The 20594-nt window shown below is 60.3% G+C and carries 18 protein-coding genes; 10 read left to right on the top strand and 8 right to left on the bottom strand.

Translation table 11 applies throughout. The features are described 5' to 3' along the window. Positions 1-87 precede the first annotated feature (87 nt). From malQ to CYD26_RS00675, 4 genes are all read left to right on the top strand, one after another. A complete protein-coding gene (malQ, locus tag CYD26_RS00690; RefSeq protein WP_102051560.1) occupies positions 88-2157 on the top strand; it encodes a 4-alpha-glucanotransferase in 2070 nt (689 codons plus the stop codon). A 200-nt stretch (positions 2158-2357) separates the two neighbouring features. Next, on the top strand, positions 2358-2612 hold the full coding sequence (locus CYD26_RS00685) for a DUF2934 domain-containing protein (protein WP_099775082.1): 255 nt from the start codon (positions 2358-2360) through the stop codon (positions 2610-2612). A 148-nt stretch (positions 2613-2760) separates the two neighbouring features. Next, positions 2761-4914: a glycogen debranching protein GlgX gene (glgX, locus tag CYD26_RS00680; protein WP_102051559.1), complete on the top strand. Its 2154-nt coding sequence runs from the start codon at positions 2761-2763 to the stop codon at positions 4912-4914. A gap of 502 nt (positions 4915-5416) precedes the next feature. Continuing rightward, a complete protein-coding gene (locus CYD26_RS00675; RefSeq protein WP_102051558.1) occupies positions 5417-6484 on the top strand; it encodes an autotransporter outer membrane beta-barrel domain-containing protein in 1068 nt (355 codons plus the stop codon). Between the two features lie 75 nt (positions 6485-6559). Here CYD26_RS00675 and glgB read toward each other — a convergent pair whose 3' ends face one another. From glgB to CYD26_RS00645, 6 genes are all read right to left on the bottom strand, one after another. Then, on the bottom strand, positions 6560-8770 hold the full coding sequence (gene glgB, locus CYD26_RS00670) for a 1,4-alpha-glucan branching protein GlgB (RefSeq protein ID WP_102051557.1): 2211 nt from the start codon (positions 8768-8770) through the stop codon (positions 6560-6562). A gap of 157 nt (positions 8771-8927) precedes the next feature. Next, entirely contained in the window at positions 8928-9116 is a 189-nt protein-coding gene (locus CYD26_RS00665; protein WP_065757671.1) for a DUF2892 domain-containing protein, read from the bottom strand. A gap of 13 nt (positions 9117-9129) precedes the next feature. Next, positions 9130-9549 carry a DUF6691 family protein gene (locus tag CYD26_RS00660; RefSeq protein WP_099775086.1) on the bottom strand — a complete coding sequence of 140 codons (420 nt, stop codon included), beginning with the start codon at positions 9547-9549 and terminating at the stop codon, positions 9130-9132. A gap of 2 nt (positions 9550-9551) precedes the next feature. After that, positions 9552-9986 carry a YeeE/YedE family protein gene (locus CYD26_RS00655; protein WP_065757673.1) on the bottom strand — a complete coding sequence of 145 codons (435 nt, stop codon included), beginning with the start codon at positions 9984-9986 and terminating at the stop codon, positions 9552-9554. Then, positions 9983-10309 carry a helix-turn-helix transcriptional regulator gene (locus CYD26_RS00650; protein ID WP_065757674.1) on the bottom strand — a complete coding sequence of 109 codons (327 nt, stop codon included), beginning with the start codon at positions 10307-10309 and terminating at the stop codon, positions 9983-9985. The genes CYD26_RS00655 and CYD26_RS00650 overlap by 4 nt, the downstream gene beginning before the upstream one ends. A 124-nt stretch (positions 10310-10433) precedes the next feature. Then, positions 10434-12122: an AMP-binding protein gene (locus CYD26_RS00645; RefSeq protein WP_065757675.1), complete on the bottom strand. Its 1689-nt coding sequence runs from the start codon at positions 12120-12122 to the stop codon at positions 10434-10436. A gap of 227 nt (positions 12123-12349) precedes the next feature. Between CYD26_RS00645 and CYD26_RS00640 the strand changes: the two genes are divergently transcribed. The 4 genes from CYD26_RS00640 to CYD26_RS00625 are packed head-to-tail and all read left to right on the top strand — an operon-like array spanning position 12350 to position 17924. Further along, on the top strand, positions 12350-13513 hold the full coding sequence (locus CYD26_RS00640) for an isovaleryl-CoA dehydrogenase (protein WP_065757676.1): 1164 nt from the start codon (positions 12350-12352) through the stop codon (positions 13511-13513). A gap of 23 nt (positions 13514-13536) precedes the next feature. Continuing rightward, positions 13537-15144, top strand: a complete 1608-nt coding sequence (locus tag CYD26_RS00635; RefSeq protein WP_102051556.1) for a carboxyl transferase domain-containing protein — start codon at positions 13537-13539, stop codon at positions 15142-15144. Positions 15145-15147: 3 nt separating this feature from the next. Beyond that, complete coding sequence (locus tag CYD26_RS00630) at positions 15148-15966, top strand: gamma-carboxygeranoyl-CoA hydratase (RefSeq protein ID WP_065757678.1); 819 nt, start codon at positions 15148-15150, stop codon at positions 15964-15966. After that, positions 15963-17924, top strand: coding sequence for an acetyl/propionyl/methylcrotonyl-CoA carboxylase subunit alpha (locus CYD26_RS00625; protein ID WP_065757679.1), 1962 nt, complete (start codon positions 15963-15965; stop codon positions 17922-17924). The genes CYD26_RS00630 and CYD26_RS00625 overlap by 4 nt, the downstream gene beginning before the upstream one ends. A 61-nt stretch (positions 17925-17985) precedes the next feature. Here the strand turns inward: CYD26_RS00625 and CYD26_RS00620 are convergent, their stop codons facing one another. After that, positions 17986-18639, bottom strand: a complete 654-nt coding sequence (locus CYD26_RS00620) for a LexA family transcriptional regulator (protein ID WP_065757680.1) — start codon at positions 18637-18639, stop codon at positions 17986-17988. A 125-nt stretch (positions 18640-18764) separates the two neighbouring features. Between CYD26_RS00620 and CYD26_RS00615 the strand changes: the two genes are divergently transcribed. Beyond that, positions 18765-19121, top strand: a complete 357-nt coding sequence (locus tag CYD26_RS00615; RefSeq protein ID WP_065757681.1) for a DUF6124 family protein — start codon at positions 18765-18767, stop codon at positions 19119-19121. 229 nt (positions 19122-19350) lie between these two features. On the opposite strand, the gene CYD26_RS00610 is transcribed toward CYD26_RS00615, so the two are convergent. After that, positions 19351-20028 (bottom strand): LexA family transcriptional regulator, encoded by a 678-nt coding sequence (locus CYD26_RS00610; RefSeq protein WP_102051555.1) that lies wholly within the window; start codon positions 20026-20028, stop codon positions 19351-19353. A gap of 238 nt (positions 20029-20266) precedes the next feature. Here CYD26_RS00610 and CYD26_RS25750 point away from each other — a divergent pair, with 238 nt between their 5' ends. Next, on the top strand, positions 20267-20554 hold the full coding sequence (locus CYD26_RS25750) for a helix-turn-helix domain-containing protein (protein WP_102051554.1): 288 nt from the start codon (positions 20267-20269) through the stop codon (positions 20552-20554). Positions 20555-20594 lie beyond the last annotated feature (40 nt).

Below are 20594 nucleotides of genomic sequence, written 5' to 3'. Positions count from 1 at the left end.
AAAGCCCGGCCCAGTTGCCAACCCTCGGTAATCACCTGCTGGAGCACGAAACTAGCCGTTTCGCGCTCCGGGCACCGGAGCCTTCCCATGACTGACCACGCCTTGCTCTTGCTGGCGCACCGTGCCGGCCTGCAAGTGGACTGGACCGACGCCAACGGCCGTCAACAACGGGTCACCGACACCGTCCTGCGTAAAATGCTGGCCGGGTTGGGCCACCCGGCCGACACCCCAGCAGCCATCGAGAAGAGCCTGAGCGCACTGCTCAAAGCCCATGACGCCAAGCATCTCCCTCCCCTGTTGACGGTGGATCTGGGGCAGCCACTGGACCTGTCGCACTACTTTGCCGCAGGCAGCACCTGCCAGGTGACGCTGGAAGACACGCATGAACAGTCGCTGCAACTGGACGCCAATGCCATGCTGCCCGGCACGCTGCCAATCGGCTACCACCAGGTGGCGATCGACGGACGTACCTTCACCCTCGCCGTTGCACCTTTGCGTTGCTACAGCCTGGCGGATGCCTTGGGCACCGATCATCCACGCTGCTGGGGGCTGAGCGCTCAACTCTATAGCCTGCGTCGCCCGGGTGATGGCGGTTTCGGTGACTGCCTGGCACTGGAGGCGCTGGCACGCAGTGCCGCCGAGCGCGGTGCGGATGCCCTGGCTATCAGCCCGGTGCATGCGATGTTTGCCAGCGACACTGAACGCTACAGCCCCTACTCACCGTCCAGCCGACTGTTTCTGAACAGCCTGTACGCTAGCCCAGCGATCATTTTTGGCGAGCGTGCCGTACGCCAGGCAAATGAACAGATCGGGCAAGAGGAACTGCAACGCCTCGAAGACCTTCCACTGATCGAATGGCCCAGTGCCGCGAAGGCCAAGCAGCGCCTGCTAGAGGCGTTGTACCGAGACTTCATCCAGCAGGAACACCCGCTGTACAACGACTTCCAGAGCTTTCGCGACACCGGTGGTCAAGCCCTGGAGCATCACTGCCGCTTTGAAGCCATGCTGGAGGCCGCCGCTGAACGCGGCATGGACGCTGACTGGCGACATTGGCCGAAAACCTGGCACAACCCCTACAGCGCGGAGGTCGCAGCCTTCGCCGAGCAGCACGCCGAACGGGTTACTTATCACGCGTTCTGCCAATGGCTGATTACCCGCAGCCTTGAACGTGCACAGGACGCTGCCCGCAGCAACGGCATGAGCGTTGGCCTGATCAGCGACCTGGCCATCGGTGCTGACGGTGTTGGCAGCCAGGCCTGGAGTCGCCAGGACGAACTGTTGGCCGACTTCAGCATCGGCGCGCCGCCCGACCTGCTCAACCGTGCCGGGCAGAAGTGGGGCCTGTGTGCGTTTTCCCCTGAAGGATTGCGGCGCAATGGCTTTCGCGCCTTTATCGAGATGCTCAGGGCCAGCTTTCAGCATGCCGGGGGCTTGCGCATCGACCATGTACTGGGCCTGCAGCGGCTCTGGCTGATCCCCCTGGACGCCGAAGCGGGTGACGGCGCCTACCTGCACTACCCGCTCGACGACCTGTTGCGCCTGCTGAGCCTGGAATCGGTGCGACACAAGGGCATTGTGCTGGGTGAAGACCTCGGCACCATACCGGAAGGCTTGCGCGACAAGCTCTCCGCACGGGCCATACTCGGCCTTCGTGTGCTGTTGTTTGAGCAGCATGGACATGGCCAGTTCAAGCCGATCCTTGATTGGCCAGACGATGCGCTGGCCACCAGCAGCACCCACGACCTGCCACCGCTGGCCGGCTGGCTGCAGGCCCGCGACATCGATTGGAACCAGCGCCTGGGGTTGATCGACGCCATCACCGAGCGGCACTGGCGCGAAACCCGCGTAGCGGAATGCAAAGGCCTGCGCAGCATTCTGGAACAGAACTACCACCAGTCGCTCCCGGACAGTGATTCGCTCATCGATGCCTGCGTACGCTTTATCGGCCATACCCGCGCGCCGCTGGTGCTGCTGCCACTGGAGGATGCCTTGGGTATTGATGAACAGCCCAACCTTCCGGGTACGGTCAGCGGCCATCCCAACTGGCGTCGACGCTTCGCCCTGAACGCCGATGCCTTGCTCGATGACCCGGACGCCGCTCGCCGCCTTGAGCTGCTGGCGCAAGCCCGTGAACAAGCCTTCGAGCGTGACAGATGAATTCAACCCCGGCGATCTCGGCGCTGCTGCCCAGCGGTTTGCCTGCCACTGCAACACCCCGCTTGATCCCGGCACAGAACCGGGACAACACACCTGTGCTTCTACCCTTTGTCTTGTCCTCTGCCAGCTGTTCGGGACGTGCTGACACATTTCCCGTCAATCTCGTTATCCAGCCTATCGCCTGAAACAGGAGCATCAAGATGAGTGTCGAGGAAAAACGCATTAAAGAATTCGCCTACCTGATCTGGGAATCGGAAGGTAAACCCGACGGCCAGGAGCATCGCCATTGGGAAATGGCACGCAAACTGGCTGAAGCCGAAGCACTGGCACCCAAGGCAAAACCGCGCAAACCCAAAGCTGCCGCCAGCGCCCCCTCGCGTGCCAGCCCCCCAAACGCTGACAAGCCAGCGTCGGTGAAAAAACCACGCACCACCAGAAAGCCTGCTGCACAGTAAGCGCACTGCAACGTCGGCCTGCCGCTGCACAGGCCGACGTATGTTCGAGCAAGCGACAGATGAACGGTGAGTGCGTCCGTTGCAGGCACAACATGGCCCGGAACTGCGACCGCCACCACCCACCGGCCCCCATGAAGCAAGGACCTCCATGACGACACGCAAGCCCGCTGCGCCACTCCATGAACCTTCGCGATTGCGTGAGGGCCTGCCCTATCCGCTGGGTGCCACCTGGGATGGCCTGGGTGTCAATTTTGCACTGTTCTCAGCCAACGCAACCAAAGTTGAACTGTGCCTGTTCGACGCTGACGGTCAGGTGGAACTTGAGCGAATCGAACTGCCTGAGTACACCGACGAGATCTACCACGGCTACCTGCCCGACGCGCACCCAGGGTTGCTCTATGGCTACCGTGTGCATGGTCCCTACGCGCCGGAAAACGGCCACCGTTTCAACCCCAACAAACTGCTGATCGACCCCTACGCCAAACAGTTGGTCGGCGACGTGCGGTGGTCCGAAGCACTGTTTGGCTACACCATCGGCCACCCCGACGGCGACCTGAGTTTTGACACCCGCGACAGCGCGCCCTTCGTGCCCAAGTGCAAGGTCATAGACCCGGCCTACACCTGGGGGCGCGATCAGCGCGTCAACGTCCCCTGGGATCGAACCCTGCTGTATGAGACGCATGTACGCGGCATCAGCATGTGCCATCCGGCCGTACCGGAGACCCACCGCGGCACCTTTGCCGGTTTGATGTGCGAGGCGTTGTTGAGCCATATCAAACAGCTGGGGGTTACCTCCGTTGAACTGCTGCCCATTCATGCATTTGTCAACGACCAGCACTTGCTGAAAAAAGGCATGAACAATTTCTGGGGCTACAACAGCATCGCGTTTTTTGCCCCTCATCAGCGCTATCTGGCCAGCGGCAAAATCGCCGAATTCAAGGAGATGGTCGCGCACCTGCACGATGCAGGGCTGGAGGTCATACTCGATGTGGTCTACAACCATACCGCCGAAGGCAATGAGCAAGGCCCGACCCTGTCCATGCGCGGTATCGACAATGCCTCCTACTACCGCCTGATGCCCGATAACAAGCGGCTCTATATCAACGACTCAGGCACCGGCAACACCCTCGACCTGAGCCACCCGTGCGTGCTGCAACTGGTGACCGACTCCTTGCGCTATTGGGCTGGCGACATGCACGTGGACGGGTTCCGCTTTGACCTGGCGACCATCCTTGGTCGCTACCATAGCGGCTATGACGAACGTCACAGTTTTCTTGTTGCCTGTCGCCAGGACCCACTGTTACGTCAGCTCAAACTGATCGCCGAGCCCTGGGACTGTGGCCCCGGAGGCTATCAGGTGGGCAACTTCGCTCCCGGCTGGGCCGAGTGGAACGACCGATTCCGCGACACCATGCGCGCCTTCTGGAAGGGTGACGAGGGCCAGTTGACGGACTTCGCCTCGCGTATGACCGCCTCCGGCGAGCTGTTCAACCGACGTGGCCGACGGCCTTTCGCCTCAGTGAACTTCATCACCGCCCACGACGGTTTCACCCTGCGCGACCTGGTGTCCTATAACCAGAAACACAACCTGGACAACGACGAAAACAACCAGGACGGCAGCGACCACAACCTGTCCTGGAACCATGGCGTCGAAGGCCCTACCGACAACCCCGAGATCCGTGCCCTGCGCATGCAGCAAATGCGCAATTTCTTCGCAACCCTGCTGCTGGCCCAAGGCACCCCCATGATCGTCGCGGGCGACGAGTTCAGCCGTACCCAGCACGGCAACAACAACGCCTATTGTCAGGACAGCGAGATCGGCTGGGTCAACTGGAACCTGGATGAAGAAGGCACAGCCCTGCTCGACTTCGTCAAGCGACTGACAGCACTGCGCCAGCATTACCCGGTGCTGCGCCGTTCGCGCTTCCTGGTGGGCACATTCAATGAAGCCCTGGGTGTCAAGGATGTCACCTGGCTGGCAACCGACGGCAACGAAATGACCACAGAGCACTGGCATGACCGCCAAGGGCGCTGCCTGGGCATGCTGCTGAACGGACGGGCACAGGCCAGCGGCATCCTGCGCCCGGGGAACGACGCGAGCCTGCTGTTGATCGTCAACGCCTACCACGACCCACGCACCTTCACCTTGCCGGCAGTCCCGGATGGCAACCACTGGCGCTGCCTGCTCAATACCGCCCGGCCTGCAGAGGGCAAGACCAGACGGCTGGCGTTCGGCAGCAAACTGAAGGTCAGCGGCCGCTCTCTGGTGTTGTTGGAACTGCACGCTGCCGAGGATGCGTGATTTCGGGCGTGCTGATCTTCGTCGAGGCGGCAGGCTCGTTTTTTTAGTTTTTACAAATCAGATAGTTAAGCTTTTTCGCACGCCTTGATCATTTTTCATACCGAAAGACACGAAAAGTGCGCAACAAGGAACGAGCGCGCCAGGAAAGATGCAACACCGTTGCATTGCACTGCCCGGAAGCACTCCTTAGAAATGATTCGAAATAGCCAGCCCCGTTGAAAGACCCACCGGGGCTATCAAAAATGAAGAAATCATAATTTTCAGCACATTAGATGCTCCAACGCACCGCTCACGACACTTTCACAATTTCTTGACGCCCGCCTTGACCTCTCCTTAGCTTCAGGGAGTGAAACCTTACAGAATTTCTCATTCCGAGCCTCTAGCTCGCGGTTTTTAGCGCAAGCCAGAGGTAGGTTTGCTGGCGCGTGTCGCCCTCTGATTTTGTTGTACAGCCCGTGACATTCAGCCAGGCCATTGGCTGTTACAACAGAGGAGATCCGCCATGAAAAAAACATCGAGTCCTTCGGGCTTTGAGTATGTTTTCTATGCGGTTTCCACGTCGCTGCTAATCGCAACCCCTGTGGAAACCCATGCAGTGAGCCTAGAGGATAACGATTCGTTCTACGCACAATCGGCGGACCTGCCGGTTGTGTCGCTGCAACCGGTCAGCGTTGCGGGGTTGAGCCTGAGTAGCCTGAGCGGCTTCTCTGGACGCCAGGCTGAGCGAGCAATACAGGTTCCGCAGGACAGCATTGCCAGCCAATGGGCGCAGTTCCTTCCATCCCCTGGCAAGCCTGCAGGCACTGCACCGTACAACCTTGACGCGCCGAACCAGAACCTGCAGATCAGCCCCGACCTGTTCGTCCGTGAAACCAGTGATGGCAATACTCACCGCGCTGGTTTCTTCGTCGGTCACAGCAACTTACAAAGCCGCTTTGATGGTATGCGCCCACGCGGCAGCGAACCGAAGAATGCGGTCAAGCTGGAAGGTGAAAGCCTAGGCGTCTATTGGAGCATGACCCATGACCAAGGCTGGCATGTGGATGCTGTCGCCATGGGCACCCGCTTCGATGCCAGCGGCCGCAACGAAAGCGGTACTCGCCTGGACGGTACAGGCCATGCGCTAACCCTCTCGGTAGAAGGTGGCTACCCCATTGGCCTGGGTGACAACTGGGTGATCGAACCACAGGCACAATTGATCAACCAACAGTACTACCCCGGAAACCCTAACCAGGCCGAAATGCTGCAAAGCCACGACAGCCTGCCGAACTGGAGCGGACGCGTCGGCGCGCGCTTGTCTGGACGCTATGAGGTGCGCGGCATGCCGATCGAGCCCTACGTGCGCACCAACGTCTGGTATGACTTCTCCAACGCCGACACCCTTAGCCTCGACAAGGTAGACAAAGTCAGCAGTAGCCGCAGCTCTGCCACGATTGAACTGGGGATGGGCCTGGTCGCGCGGATGACACCCAAGGTGAGCCTGTTCGTCAGCGCCGACTACAGCAGCGTTGTCGACGATAACGCCCTGAATGGCTTGATTGGCAACCTGGGTGTACGGGTGCGCTGGTAGTGGCGTGGCCCCATCGTCGGCAACGCCGGTTCCTGCATGGGGCTCGGCATACCAGCCCCAGCAGGCGGTAGGCGGCTATGCCGGACGCAGGATCAACACCGCCAGCGGTGGCAGGTTCAGTGCCAGTGACCGCGCTTGCCCATGGCTGGCAATCGGCTCACTGGCCACGCTGCCACCATTGCCGTAATTGGACCCGGCATAGCATTCGGCATCGCTGTTGAGCACCTCACGCCAGTGCTCACCGCAGGGTACACCGATGCGGTAGCCCTCACGCGGCACAGGGGTGAAATTGGCGACCACCAACAACGGCTCACCTTTCGCGCTCCAGCGCAGCCAAGCGTAGACACTGTTGTGTGCATCGTCACCGATCAGCCATTGAAAGCCGCCTGGCAGGCAGTCCTGCTCATGTAGCGCGCGCTCCTCGCGGTACAACCGATTGAGGTCCCCCACCAGACGCTGAACGCCCAGATGCTCGGAGTACTTGAGCAGGTACCAGTCCAGCTCACTGTCGTGGTTCCACTCACGCCACTGACCGAATTCGCAGCCCATGAACAGCAGCTTCTTGCCAGGATGCGCCCACATGAAGGTCAGGTACGCACGAAGATTGGCAAATTTCTGCCAACGGTCGCCCGGCATCTTGTCAATCAGAGAGTGCTTGCCATGCACCACTTCGTCATGGGAAATCGGCAGGATGAAATGCTCGGAGTAGGCATAGATCAGGCCGAAACTCATCTCGTTGTGGTGGTGCACGCGGTGCACCGGATCGTTCTGGATATAGTGCAGGGTGTCGTGCATCCAGCCCATGTTCCACTTGTAGGAAAAGCCCAGCCCGCCCTGCTGAGTCGGCTGGCTGACACCGGGCCAGGCCGTCGACTCTTCAGCGATCATCAGCGCACCCGGCACTTCCTCGGCAACCACCGCGTTCAAATGCTTCAGGAAGTCGATGGCCTCAAGGTTCTCACGACCACCGTGACGGTTGGGTATCCACTCACCTTCGTTACGCGAATAATCGCGATACAACATCGAGGCCACCGCATCGACCCGTAACCCATCAATGTGGAAGTGCTTGAGCCAGTGCAGTGCCGAAGCCAGCATGAACCCATGAACTTCGGTACGGCCAAGGTTGTAGATCAGCGTATCCCAGTCCTGATGAAAGCCCTCCAGCGGGTTGTCATACTCATACAGTGCCGTGCCATCAAAACGTGCCAGGCCGTGGGTGTCGGTCGGGAAGTGTGCCGGTACCCAATCGAGAATCACACCGATGTCGGCCTGATGGCAGGCGTCGATAAAGGCAGCGAAATCCTCGGCCGAACCGTAGCGTGCCGTGGGCGCAAACAGCGACAACGGCTGATACCCCCAAGAGCCGCCGAACGGATGTTCCATGATCGGCATCAGTTCAATATGGGTAAAGTCCAGGCTCTGGATGTAGGGGATCAGGCGCTCGGCCAGCTCTCGCCAGTTGTAAAACCTTGCAACCTCACCCTCATCGTCCAGCTCGCACTGCCAGGAACCCGCATGCAGTTCATAAATTGACAATGGCGCATCGGTGGCCTGGCGAGCACTGCGATTCTGCATCCAGTAGTGATCCTGCCAGTCATGCTGCAGGTGCCCAGCCACCTTCGACGCCGTGCTCGGTGGCAGCTCCGTGGCCCGGGCCAAGGGGTCGGCCCTAAGCGGCAGGATCCCTTCATGGCCGAGAATTTCGTACTTGTATGCCTCGCCGGGATACAACCGAGGCACGAACACTTCCCAGACCCCGCTGGAATGGCGCAAGCGCATCGGATGCCGACGTCCGTCCCAGTTGTTGAAATCACCCACGACAGAGACCCGCCGGGCATTGGGCGCCCACACTGAGAAACACACGCCATCAACACCGTCCACCTGCATCGGCTGCGCACCGAAACGCGAGGACAGGTCGCGGTGATTGCCTTCGGCGAACAGGTAAAGGTCCGTATCACCCAGTAGCGGGCCAAAGCTGTAGGGGTCTTCGGTGATTTGCTCGTCACCCTCCCAACCGATCTTCAAGCGATAAGCCTGTGCCGTACCGATACGCCCGGTAAACAGTCCCTCTACGTCACCCTGCACCAGGTCGGCGAGCACCTCATCACGGTCACGGGCCAATACCTGTACCGTCAATGCCTTGGGCAGGTAGACCGTGACCCACTGAGCGCCGGCACCATCAAGGTGCGGCCCCAGGACTGCAAACGGATCGGCATGCTCGGCCTTTACCAGCGCCTCGATATCCCGTTGGTCAAGCCGCCCCTGCTCCCGCTTGTGCACGCTCATCTACTGCTCTCCCAGGTACTGATAAGCCCATGCAGACCATGCAAGGACACGGCCAACCGCTTGGGCGGTCGGCGTCATGAGCCCCTGCACCAGCCAACACCCTGGCAGCAGCATAGACGACTGAACGCAGCGTGCGCGCTTGATATGCGCACTGGCGTTAACCGCGCTTGCAGGTATTGATACCCAACAATGCGTACGCCGGGCAAAAGCGGAAAATACCGGTCAATACCGGCACTACGCCGATCCAGCCCCAAACGCCGATCACCCCGGCCAGGCTCAGGCCGATGAGGATCAGGCCAGCGATAACACGCAGGCTACCGTCGATGGTTCCAACATTTGCGTTCATGGTGATCTCCCGATCAATGCGCGCGCCGACGCTCCAGCGCCGCGAACAGCAACATGCCGGCCAGCATGGCCAACACGAAGACAACGCTTTGCCAATGCCCGGTTAACAACACTGCAACCGCCGGCCCCGGACAGATACCGGCAATTCCCCAGCCTATACCGAACACCAGACCACCGACGATCAAGCGACGATCCAGCTCACGCTTGACCGGCAGTTGCATGGGCAGGCCCAGTAACGAGGTCGAGCGCTTGCGGGCCACGCTCATAGGCACAAAGGCCACAGCTATCGCTCCCACCATCACCAGTGCCAGCGAGGGGTCCCAGGCACCGCCCAGGTCGAGAAACGCCAGTACTTTGCCTGGGTTGGCCATCCCCGCCAGCAGGAGCCCGATACCGAACAACAGCCCTGCAAGAAACGCTGTCAGCTTGTTCATGCTCAACCTCCCCATAGATGACGCAGGACAAATACCGTGGCAAAACCACTGGCCATGAAACACAAGGTTGCCACCAGCGAGCGCCCAGACAACCGTGAGATGCCACACACCCCATGGCCACTGGTGCACCCGGCGCCATAACGTGTACCGATACCAACCAGCAAACCGGCGCTGACCAGACCAAGCACCCCGTTCTGGAACTCAAGGCTTGGCAGCGCAGCAAAAAGCCCCCAGACCAATGGCGCGACCAGCAGCCCCAACAAGAACAGCGCCTTTTCGCCACGCCCCTCGCCGTCGCGCTGCAACACGCTACCCAGCAGGCCGCTGATACCGGCAATCCGCCCGTTGGCAAGCACGAACAGGCTGGCCGCCAGGCCAATCAGCGCGCCACCGGCCAGGGATGAGCCTGGTGTGAAATGTAACCAGTCGATGTTCACGAAGCCTCTCCTGCACAGAACAGTTGATACAGCGTATTGATCACCGCCAGCGCCGCCGGGCTGCTGATCCGGTAATAGATCTGCTTGCCTTCACGGCGGGTGGCAACCAAGCCCTCGCGACGCAACACCGCGAGCTGTTGCGACAGCGTCGGTTGTTGAATGCCCAGCAGTGCCTCCAATTCACTGACATTGCGCTCGCCCTCGGTCAGTTGGCACAGCAACAGCAGACGATCCGGGTTGGCCAGGGCCTTGAGCAACTGACTGGCCTGGTCGGCATTGGCATGCAGTTGCTGGATATCGAGGGGCTGCACGTGGCTATTCATGTCAGGCGGGCTATTCAATTAAGACAATAACAATCTATTACTTTATATAGTGTATGGCAAGCAAAACGCCACCGGGAGGCGACATTGCATCGCTCCTTGGTGGCGTCTGCTGATCGACGTTGATTTACCCGTTGTTGCCCTGACGCGTGCGCAGCTCCTCGATACTGATTTCGCGCATGCGGAACTTCTGCACTTTCCCGGTAACGGTCATCGGGAACTCGTCGACAAAGCGGAAGTAACGCGGTGTCTTGAAGTGCGCAATACGGCTCTTGCACCACTGCTGCAGCTCGACATCGCTGGCGCTGTGGCCCGGGTGGAACTTGATCCAGGCCACGATTTCCTCGCCATAGCGGTCATCCGGAATGCCAATGACCTGCACATCGGCCACCGCGGGATGGGTGAAGAAGAACTCTTCCAGTTCGCGTGGGTAGATGTTCTCCCCGCCGCGGATGATCATGTCCTTGTTGCGCCCGGCTATGCACACATACCCCCGCTCATCCATCGTCGCCAGGTCACCGGTATGCATCCAGCCTGCCGGGTCGATGGCATCACTGGTTGCCGACGGGTTGCCCCAGTAACCGAGCATGACGCTGTAGCCCCGGGTACAGAGTTCACCAATCTGCCCACGCGGAACGACGCAGCCGTGCTCATCGATGATCTTGCTTTCCAGTTGCGGCTGGGTGCGCCCTACCGTGGTCACCCGCAGCTCCAGCTCATCGTCCGGCCCGGTCTGCAACGACACCGGGCTGGTCTCGGTCATGCCATAGGCGATCTGCACTTCACTCATGTGCATCTCATTGATGACCCGGCGCATCACTTCAATCGGACAGGTCGCACCAGCCATGATCCCCGTGCGCAGGCTGGAGAGATCGAACTCACCACGTTGCGGGTGATCGAGCAAGGCAATGAACATGGTCGGTACGCCATACAACGCCGTGGCCCGCTCTTCACTGACCGTACTCAGGGTCAGCAATGGGTCGAAGGCATCGTTGGGGTAAATCATGGTGCTGCCATGGGTGACGCAGCCCAGGTTACCCATGACCATGCCGAAGCAATGGTACAGCGGCACCGGGATCACCATACGGTCGTGCTCGGTAAGCCCCAGGCTTTCACCCACCATGTAGCCATTGTTGAGAATGTTGTAATGGCTCAGCGTCGCGCCTTTCGGGAAGCCGGTGGTGCCGGAGGTGTACTGGATGTTCACCGGCTGATCGAACTGCAGGCTGTGCTGACGGGCCAGGTACTCCTGCTCACTGACACCCTCGGCCAACGCAGCCAGATTACCCCAGGCGAGAAAACCGCCCGGCGGTTGTGCCGCAAGGCTGATCACACCGTGCAGATCCGGCAGACGCTCACTGTTCAACTGACCAGGCGCCTGATGTGCCAGGTCAGGCAACAGCTCGCCGAGCATCTCATGGTAGTTCGAGGTTTTGAACGCATCGGCACAGATCAGCCACTGGCAGCCTGACTGTCTGAGTACATACTCCAGCTCACTGGTGCGGTAGGCCGGGTTGATGTTGACCAGGATCACACCGACCTTGGCACTGGCGAATTGGGCAATGCACCACTGAGCGCAGTTCGGCGCCCAGATACCCAGTCGATCACCGGTTTTCATGCCCAGCGCCATAAACGCTTTGGCATGCTGGTCGACACTGTCAGCCAGTTGCTGCCAGGTGTAACGTATCTGCTGGTGACGCACCACCAGGGCCTCACGATCAGCAAAGCGTGAGGCCGTGTGGTCGAAAGCCTGGCCGATGGTCTTGGCCAGCAAGGGTTTGTCCTGGCGGCCCTGGGTGTAGCTCGGTTGATTCATGGCGGTCCCTTTTTGTGTTTGTTCTGGGAGCGGATTCAAGCGGCTCTTACTCTGGCGCAAATTTACGTTAACGTAAAGGTCATGGTGCGATTGACAGTTAACAGCGGCAGGTTTACGTTAACGTAAAGGTTAGAAATGAACGGCCACGGTACTGGCCAGTCGCTGAAAGCCTGCGACACGGACCTCACAGAACACACCTCCCAAGAACAACCATTAAAGGTGCCAGCATGCGTTATCCGACCCTGAACTTTGCCCTTGGCGAAACCATCGACATGCTCCGCGACCAGGTCCAGGCCTTCGTTGCGGCGGAACTGGCGCCACGCGCCGCGCAAATCGACCACGACAACCTGTTCCCCGTCGATATGTGGCGCAAGTTCGGTGACATGGGCCTGCTCGGCATCACCGTACCGGAAGAATATGGCGGTGCTGGCCTGGGCTACCTGGCCCACGTGGTAAGCATGGAAGAAATCAGCCGTGGCTCGGCCTCGGTTGCCCTCTCCTACGGTGCGCACTCCAACCTGTGCGTGAACCAGATCAACCGTAACGGCACCCACGACCAGAAAACCAAGTACCTGCCGAAACTGATCAGCGGCGAACACATCGGCGCACTGGCCATGAGCGAACCCAACGCCGGTTCCGACGTGGTCTCGATGAAGCTGCGCGCTGACAAGCGCGGCGACCACTATGTACTCAATGGCAGCAAGACCTGGATCACCAACGGCCCGGACGCCAACACCTACGTGATCTACGCGAAGACCGATCTGGAGAAAGGGGCGCACGGCATCACCGCCTTTATTGTCGAGCGTGACTGGAAAGGCTTCACCCGCAGCAACAAGTTCGACAAGCTGGGCATGCGCGGCTCCAACACCTGCGAGCTGTTCTTCGACGACGTCGAGGTGCCGGAAGAAAACATCCTCGGCAGCCTCAACGGTGGCGTCAAAGTGCTGATGAGCGGCCTGGACTACGAGCGCGTGGTACTGTCCGGCGGCCCGACCGGGATCATGCAAGCCTGCATGGACATCGTCGTGCCGTACATCCATGACCGAAAGCAGTTCGGCCAGAGCATCGGCGAGTTCCAGCTGATCCAGGGCAAAGTGGCTGACATGTACACCCAGCTCAACGCCAGCCGTGCCTACCTGTATGCCGTGGCCCAGGCCTGCGACCGCCGCGAGACGACCCGCAAGGACGCTGCCGGGGTGATCCTGTACAGCGCCGAACGCGCCACACAGATGGCCCTGGACGCCATCCAGATTCTCGGCGGCAATGGCTACATCAATGAATTCCCTGCCGGCCGCCTGTTGCGCGACGCGAAGCTGTACGAGATCGGTGCCGGCACCAGCGAGATTCGCCGGATGCTGATCGGTCGCGAACTGTTCAACGAATCCCGCTGAGCTGCGATAAGGAAAAGGCGCCCATGGCTATCCTGCACTCCCAGATCAACCCGCGCTCGGCGGAGTTCGCCCACAACAACGCGGCCATGCTCGAACAGGTTCAGGCCTTGCGCACCCTGCTCGCCCAGGTTCACCAGGGCGGCGGCGCCAAGGCACAGGAGCGGCATACCTCTCGTGGCAAACTGCTGCCGCGCGAGCGCATCGACCGTCTGCTTGACCCCGGCTCACCGTTTCTCGAAATCGGCCAACTGGCCGCCCATGCGGTGTATGGCGAGGACGTTCCGGCGGCCGGGGTAATCGCTGGCATCGGCCGTATCGAAGGCGTCGAATGCATGATCGTGGCCAACGATGCCACGGTCAAAGGCGGCTCCTACTACCCATTGACGGTGAAAAAACATCTGCGCGCCCAGGCGATTGCCCTGCAGAACCGTCTGCCCTGCATTTACCTGGTGGACTCAGGCGGAGCCAACCTGCCGCGTCAGGACGAAGTATTCCCCGACCGCGAACATTTCGGGCGGATCTTCTTCAACCAGGCCAACATGAGCGCCATCGGCATTCCACAGATCGCGGTGGTGATGGGCTCCTGTACCGCTGGCGGCGCCTATGTGCCGGCCATGGCTGATGAAGCCATCATGGTTCGCCAGCAAGCGACCATCTTCCTCGCCGGCCCGCCGTTGGTGAAAGCGGCCACCGGCGAAGTGGTAAGCGCCGAAGACCTCGGCGGTGCCGACGTACACTGCAAGACCAGTGGCGTCGCCGACCACTACGCAGACAATGACGAGCATGCCCTGGCCATTGCCCGGCGCTGTGTGGCCAACCTGAACTGGCACAAGCTTGGCACCTTGCAGCAGCGCATGCCGATCGCGCCGCTGTATGACGCTGAGGAACTCTATGGCGTGGTTCCGGCCGATGCCAAACAGCCGTTCGATGTGCGTGAAGTGATCGCCCGCCTGGTCGACGGCTCAGTGTTTGATGAGTTCAAGGCACTGTTTGGTACCACCCTGGTGTGCGGCTTCGCCCACCTGCACGGCTACCCGATTGCGATCCTGGCCAACAACGGCATCCTGTTTGCCGAAGCGGCGCAAAAAGGTGCGCACTTCATCGAGCTGGCGTGCCAACGTGGCATTCCGTTGCTGTTCCTGCAGAACATCACCGGCTTCATGGTCGGCCAGAAGTACGAAGCCGGCGGCATCGCCAAGCACGGCGCCAAGCTGGTCACCGCCGTGGCCTGCGCCCAGGTACCGAAGTTCACCGTGATCATCGGCGGCAGCTTCGGTGCGGGCAACTACGGGATGTGCGGCCGGGCCTACGACCCACGTTTCCTGTGGATGTGGCCGAACGCCCGAATCGGCGTGATGGGTGCCGAACAGGCGGCCGGGGTACTGGCCCAGGTCAAGCGCGAGCAGAGCGAACGCAGCGGCCAGCCATTCAGCGCCGACGACGAAGCGCGGCTCAAGCAACCGATCCTTGACCAGTACGAGCACCAGGGCCATCCCTACTACTCCAGTGCCCGGCTCTGGGACGACGGCGTCATTGACCCGGCACAGACCCGCGATGTCCTGGGCCTGGCCTTGTCGGCGGCACTCAACGCACCGATCGAGCAAAGCCGTTTCGGCATTTTCCGGATGTGACCGATGAGCGACTTCACGACCCTCGAACTGATCAAGGACCCACGCGGTTTCGCCACATTGTGGCTGAGTCGCGAGGACAAGAACAACGCCTTCAACGCGCAGATGATCCGCGAGTTGATCCTGGCCATCGACGCCGTCGGCAACGATGCCAGCCTGCGCTTCTTGCTGCTGCGCGGACGCGGACGGCACTTCAGCGCCGGGGCAGACCTGGCCTGGATGCAGCAATCGGCACAACTGGACTACAACACCAACCTGGACGATGCTCGCGAACTGGCCGAGCTGATGTACAACCTGGCCAAGCTCAAGCTACCGACCCTGGCAGTGGTGCAAGGCGCCGCCTTCGGGGGCGCGCTGGGGTTGATCAGTTGCTGCGACATGGCCATTGGCAGCGAAGATGCCCAACTGTGCCTGTCGGAAGTACGTATCGGCCTCGCCCCTGCGGTGATCAGCCCGTTCGTGGTTCAAGCCATGGGGGAGCGTGCCGCACGCCGCTATGCACTGACCGCCGAGCGTTTCAGCGGCCTGCGTGCCCGTGACCTGGGTTTGCTGGCCGAAGCCTACCCCTTGGCCGAACTGGAACAGCAGGTCGAGCTATGGGTCACTAATCTGCTGCAGAACAGCCCGCAGGCGATGCGCACCAGCAAAGAGCTGTTGCGTGAAGTCGGCCATGGCGAGCTCACCCCTGCCCTGCGCCGCTATTGCGAAACCGCCATTGCCCGAATCCGGGTCAGCGCCGAAGGCCAGGAAGGCCTGCGCGCCTTTCTGGAAAAACGCACGCCGAACTGGCACGTCGAACCCAACAAGAAGGAACCGCGCCCATGAGCCGTCCCACGCTGACCACCCTGCTGGTTGCCAACCGTGGCGAAATTGCCTGCCGCGTCATGCGCACCGCCAAAGCCCTTGGCCTGACCACCGTGGCCGTTCACAGTGCTGTGGACCGCGAGGCCCGGCATAGCCGCGAAGCCGATATCCGCGTTGACCTGGGCGGAGCAAAAGCCGCTGAAAGCTACCTGGATGTCGCGAAGTTGATTGCTGCGGCCAAGGCCAGCGGTGCCCAGGCCATTCACCCCGGCTACGGTTTCCTCTCGGAGAACGCCGGCTTTGCCCGCGCCATCGAAGAGGCCGGCCTGATATTCCTCGGCCCACCGGCTTCGGCCATCGAGGCCATGGGCAGCAAGTCGGCGGCCAAAGCCCTGATGGAAACCGCCGGTGTGCCACTGGTACCGGGCTATCACGGTGAAGCCCAGGACCTGGAAACCTTCCGCGCGGCCGCCGAAAAGATCGGTTACCCGGTACTGCTCAAGGCGACGGCCGGTGGTGGCGGCAAAGGCATGAAAGTGGTCGAACAGGAAAGCCAGTTGGGCGAAGCCCTGGCGTCGGCCCAGCGTGAGGCGCTGTCGTCGTTCGGCGATGCCCGCATGCTGGTGGAAAAATACGTGCTCAAGCCCCGCCACGTGGAAATCCAGGTATTTGCCGACCAACACGGCAACTGCCTGTACCTGAACGAGCGTGACTGTTCCATTCAGCGGCGCCACCAGAAGGTCGTCGAGGAAGCGCCAGCGCCCGGTCTGAGTGAGCAACAACGTCAGGCGATGGGTGAAGCCGCTGTGCGCGCGGCTCAAGCCATCGGTTATGTGGGGGCCGGTACCGTAGAGTTCCTGCTCGACGCCCGGGGCGAATTCTTCTTCATGGAGATGAACACCCGCCTGCAGGTCGAACACCCGGTCACCGAAGCCATTACCGGCCTCGACCTGGTCGCCTGGCAGATCCGTGTTGCCTGCGGTGAGCCGTTGCCGATCACCCAGGCACAGGTACCGCTCAACGGTCACGCCATCGAAGTACGCTTGTACGCAGAGGATCCGGCCAACGATTTCCTCCCGGCCACTGGGGATCTGACGCTGTACCGCGAGTCGGCTCCCGGTGCTGGGCGTCGGGTCGACAGCGGAGTCAGCGAAGGCGACAGCATTTCGCCCTACTACGACCCAATGCTCGGCAAGCTGATTGCCTGGGGCGAAAACCGTGAGCAGGCACGCCTGCGCCTGCTGGCGATGCTCGATGAGTTCGCCATCGGCGGCCTGAAAACCAACATTGCCTTCCTGCGGCGCATTCTCGCGCACCCGGCGTTTGCCGACGCCGAGCTGGATACCGGGTTCATTCCACGCTATCAGGCGCAACTGTTGCCTGAAGCCGACACGCTACCTGCCGAGTTCTGGCAAGCGGCTGCCGAAGCCTTCATCCAGAGTGAACCGCTGGTACAACGCGATGACGACCGGCATTCGCCATGGGCCACCCACAGCGGCTTGCGCCTGGGCGTGCCAGCGCATATCAGCCTGCACCTGCGCTGCAATACCGAAGAACAGGCCGTCAGCCTTGACCACAGCGCGCCCTCAACCCTGACGCTGCGCGGTGAGCAGTTGGTCCACGAGCACAACGGCTTGCGTCGCCAGCACCTGGCGATCCGCCGTGGCAATACGCTTTATTTGCAGTGGAATGGCGAACTCCAGGCAATCACTCAGCTCGACCCGATTGCCGAAGCCGATGCCAGCCACAGCCATCAAGGCGGCTTGGGCGCGCCCATGAACGGCAGCATTGTGCGGGTCATGGTGGAAGTCGGCCAGGTTGTCGAAGCCGGTACGCCACTGGTGGTGCTGGAAGCCATGAAGATGGAACACAGCATCCGTGCACCGCATAACGGTACAGTGAAAGCCTTGTTCTGTGAGGAAGGCGACATGGTCAGCGAAGGCAGCGTACTGGTCGAGCTGGAAGGCACGGACGTTTAATACCACCTGCGACGCCAGTAGCCTGGGAGACCGGCTGCTGGCGCCGAGCGAAGGGTGCCGATCAGAACTTCATCGTGGCCTGCACCACCACACCGATCATTTCACACGCGTCATCGCATACAACCTTGGGATAGGTCGGGTTGAGCGGGCGCAGATAACGCTGCCCGCCTTCCTCGATCAACTGCCGGAAGACCGGCGTCGCACTCGTGGGCAAGCGGGCAATCACCAGTTTGCCGGGCAGTGCCGATAGCCCCGCATCCACCAGAATCAGCATCCCGGCGGGCACACTCAAGCCCACCGGCGCCGTCATCGCATCACCCTGCACTTCCAGCCAGAACGCCGAACCCTGGGCGTAATAATCGGTGGCTTCAAAACGTGGCTCAGGGTCTTGCGCCCCGAGGTTTTCCCAGTGCGTGACCGGGTAGCGAAAATACAGATTGTGCTGTGGGATACGTCCTTCGGCATCTGTAGCCGAATTCTGATCGTCACCATAGGAACCGGAGGATTCGGCGAGTTCGGTAACCAGCGCGAACTCCATCGGCGGCAATCCGAGCACCACCAGAATCTGGTTCATCGTCTCCAGTTTTGGCCGGCGCTCGTTGCGCAACCAATGCCCGACGGCGCCTTGGGTCACCCCAATCCGCTCGCCCAACTTTTCCTGCGTGATCTTCAGCTCACACATTCTGGCCCTGACCAGGGCAATCCATTTATCCATTGCTGGCACGATACGGACTGCCCCGAAGCTCTCAATACACAAATTGTAGTATTTAAAACGTCGAAATAAATACATCTCGTACTTATCGTTAATACACCCACCCACAATCGCCACAGGCAGCCCCCATGAGCTCACATTCACCGGATGCACTGGATGCCAAACTGGACAGCGAATCGCTGAGCAGCAGCGACGCCGCCCGACGTGCATTGGACTACTACCTCAACCCCCCACAGCGCGCGGCAGAAATGGAGGCACCGTTTTTTGTCCCGCGCCCCGATCTTGGCCGCCTGAAAGCCAGCGAACACGCCTGCAGCCTGCTGCGCTGTGCGTCGGCAACCACCTATGAAATGGCAGACGACCTCAAAGGGACACGGCGCGACATGGCGCTGTCAGTGGTGCACATCATCAACATGGCATTGGCTCTGGTGGAGCACAGCCTGGGCGAGCGAACTGGCTTGCCGCCAGGAATCGAAAGCACCTGACCCGGCGGGTCAGTAATGGCCCGAATGGGTCATCACTGTGAGGAGGTTGTATCTATGGCACTAAGCGAAATGATGGAGGAAGAAGCGGGAAGAAAGTGGAAAAGCCAGGAAAGACGCGGGCTGGAGTGAGATAAGCCGTGGGTAATGAGTGCCAAAGAGGCGCAAAGTGGAAAAAGTGGTTTTGCAGTGGAAGAGCCCGCATTAAGCGGGCTTTTTGGCATCTGCGCTATCAGATCATCCAACCACCGGCCCATACGACTCGCCCGATGATCTCCAGATTGCTGAGCTTGTTCTGTGGAACGGTCATTGGCTCATAGGCAGAGTTGGCGCTGATGATCTTCACGCCGCCGTCATAAAGGCGTTGCAGGCGCTTGGCATAAAGAAGGTCGTCCAAGCGGATCACATAAAACGCCTCGCCCTGGAGCGCATTGCGGCTCAGGTCAACCATCACGGTATCTCCGTCGCTCAGCACTGGCTCGTTCGAATCGCCATCTACGCGTACCGCAGCCAGCGTGTCAGGGGACAAGCCCTTTTTACGCAAGCTGTAGCGTGTAAAGGCAAGCCTGGTAAGCACGCGGGCGCCTTCAGTCCATGCCCCATGCCCTTGGCTAATGCGGGCGTCATAGAGGGGGATAAACGCATACTCCTCATCCACCTCAGCCTCCGGCGTGTCCACGGTGCGGGCCTTGCCCGTTACGAGCCATTCAATGTCTGCCTGTACAGCACTGGCAATCGCGACAAGACGGGACGCCTGAGGCTCGCTCTTCCCATTGATGTATGAGTGCATGGTGCTAAGGGGAATGCCGGTCCTACGGGATAGCTCTTCTCCGCTTCCCGCCATGCCAGCACAGGTCCTGATTCGGTCTCCCAGGCTCTTGGCGTACGCCTGGCTTTCAGTGTCGGACATTTCGTTTTCCAGTAGGGGGAAAGCGAAATTCCGTTTTTCGACAATACGAAACTTCGCTTTCCTGAAATCTGTAGGTAAATCAAGGGTTTATACGGTTTTCAAGGCAAGCCTCTACAGAAAACAGAAACGAACATTCCGATTTCTGTTGTTAGACCTTCTGAAAACAGATAGATTATTCACAAGGGAACGTTAGAACCCCCAAAAAAACCACCTATTTCAGTGGCCATGGATACAGAAAATGAAAACAGCTAACGGAATTCCGAAGGACCCTGTGTTGCGCTGGGAATGGCTCAAGTTCCAGCTCCGCGCTCACAACACGTCTCTGTCTGAGCTTGCTCGGCAGCTGGGTGTCGAGCGCAACGCCCTTCATAACGTAAAGCGAGTCCCCTACCCAAGGATGGAGACGGCCATTGCCAAGGCTATCGGTCTGACGCCTGAACAGGTTTGGCCCGAACGCTGGAACAGCGATGGCACCCCTAAAAGACATCGAGGCGGTCGCAGCGATCCACCTTCAGAAAACAGCTAGAAGTCTAACGCTTATTACCAAGAACACATAGGTTTCGATA

It is taken from the genome of Pseudomonas sp. FFUP_PS_473, from assembly GCF_002858665.1.
In the GTDB taxonomy this organism is placed as follows: domain Bacteria; phylum Pseudomonadota; class Gammaproteobacteria; order Pseudomonadales; family Pseudomonadaceae; genus Aquipseudomonas; species Aquipseudomonas defluvii.
This window is presented reverse-complemented; position numbering and strand designations above follow the sequence as displayed.

Coding starts and splice junctions, on each gene's coding strand:
- CYD26_RS00610 (WP_102051555.1), bottom strand. CDS start 20,028: ATGTCCGACACTGAAAGCCAGGCGTACGCCAAGAGCCTGGGAGACCGA.
- CYD26_RS00685 (WP_099775082.1), top strand. CDS start 2,358: ATGAGTGTCGAGGAAAAACGCATTAAAGAATTCGCCTACCTGATCTGG.
- CYD26_RS00660 (WP_099775086.1), bottom strand. CDS start 9,549: ATGAACAAGCTGACAGCGTTTCTTGCAGGGCTGTTGTTCGGTATCGGG.
- glgB (WP_102051557.1), bottom strand. CDS start 8,770: ATGAGCGTGCACAAGCGGGAGCAGGGGCGGCTTGACCAACGGGATATC.
- CYD26_RS00615 (WP_065757681.1), top strand. CDS start 18,765: ATGAGCTCACATTCACCGGATGCACTGGATGCCAAACTGGACAGCGAA.
- CYD26_RS25750 (WP_102051554.1), top strand. CDS start 20,267: ATGAAAACAGCTAACGGAATTCCGAAGGACCCTGTGTTGCGCTGGGAA.
- malQ (WP_102051560.1), top strand. CDS start 88: ATGACTGACCACGCCTTGCTCTTGCTGGCGCACCGTGCCGGCCTGCAA.
- glgX (WP_102051559.1), top strand. CDS start 2,761: ATGACGACACGCAAGCCCGCTGCGCCACTCCATGAACCTTCGCGATTG.
- CYD26_RS00650 (WP_065757674.1), bottom strand. CDS start 10,309: ATGAATAGCCACGTGCAGCCCCTCGATATCCAGCAACTGCATGCCAAT.
- CYD26_RS00630 (WP_065757678.1), top strand. CDS start 15,148: ATGAGCGACTTCACGACCCTCGAACTGATCAAGGACCCACGCGGTTTC.
- CYD26_RS00635 (WP_102051556.1), top strand. CDS start 13,537: ATGGCTATCCTGCACTCCCAGATCAACCCGCGCTCGGCGGAGTTCGCC.
- CYD26_RS00640 (WP_065757676.1), top strand. CDS start 12,350: ATGCGTTATCCGACCCTGAACTTTGCCCTTGGCGAAACCATCGACATG.
- CYD26_RS00645 (WP_065757675.1), bottom strand. CDS start 12,122: ATGAATCAACCGAGCTACACCCAGGGCCGCCAGGACAAACCCTTGCTG.
- CYD26_RS00620 (WP_065757680.1), bottom strand. CDS start 18,639: ATGGATAAATGGATTGCCCTGGTCAGGGCCAGAATGTGTGAGCTGAAG.
- CYD26_RS00625 (WP_065757679.1), top strand. CDS start 15,963: ATGAGCCGTCCCACGCTGACCACCCTGCTGGTTGCCAACCGTGGCGAA.
- CYD26_RS00675 (WP_102051558.1), top strand. CDS start 5,417: ATGAAAAAAACATCGAGTCCTTCGGGCTTTGAGTATGTTTTCTATGCG.
- CYD26_RS00665 (WP_065757671.1), bottom strand. CDS start 9,116: ATGAACGCAAATGTTGGAACCATCGACGGTAGCCTGCGTGTTATCGCT.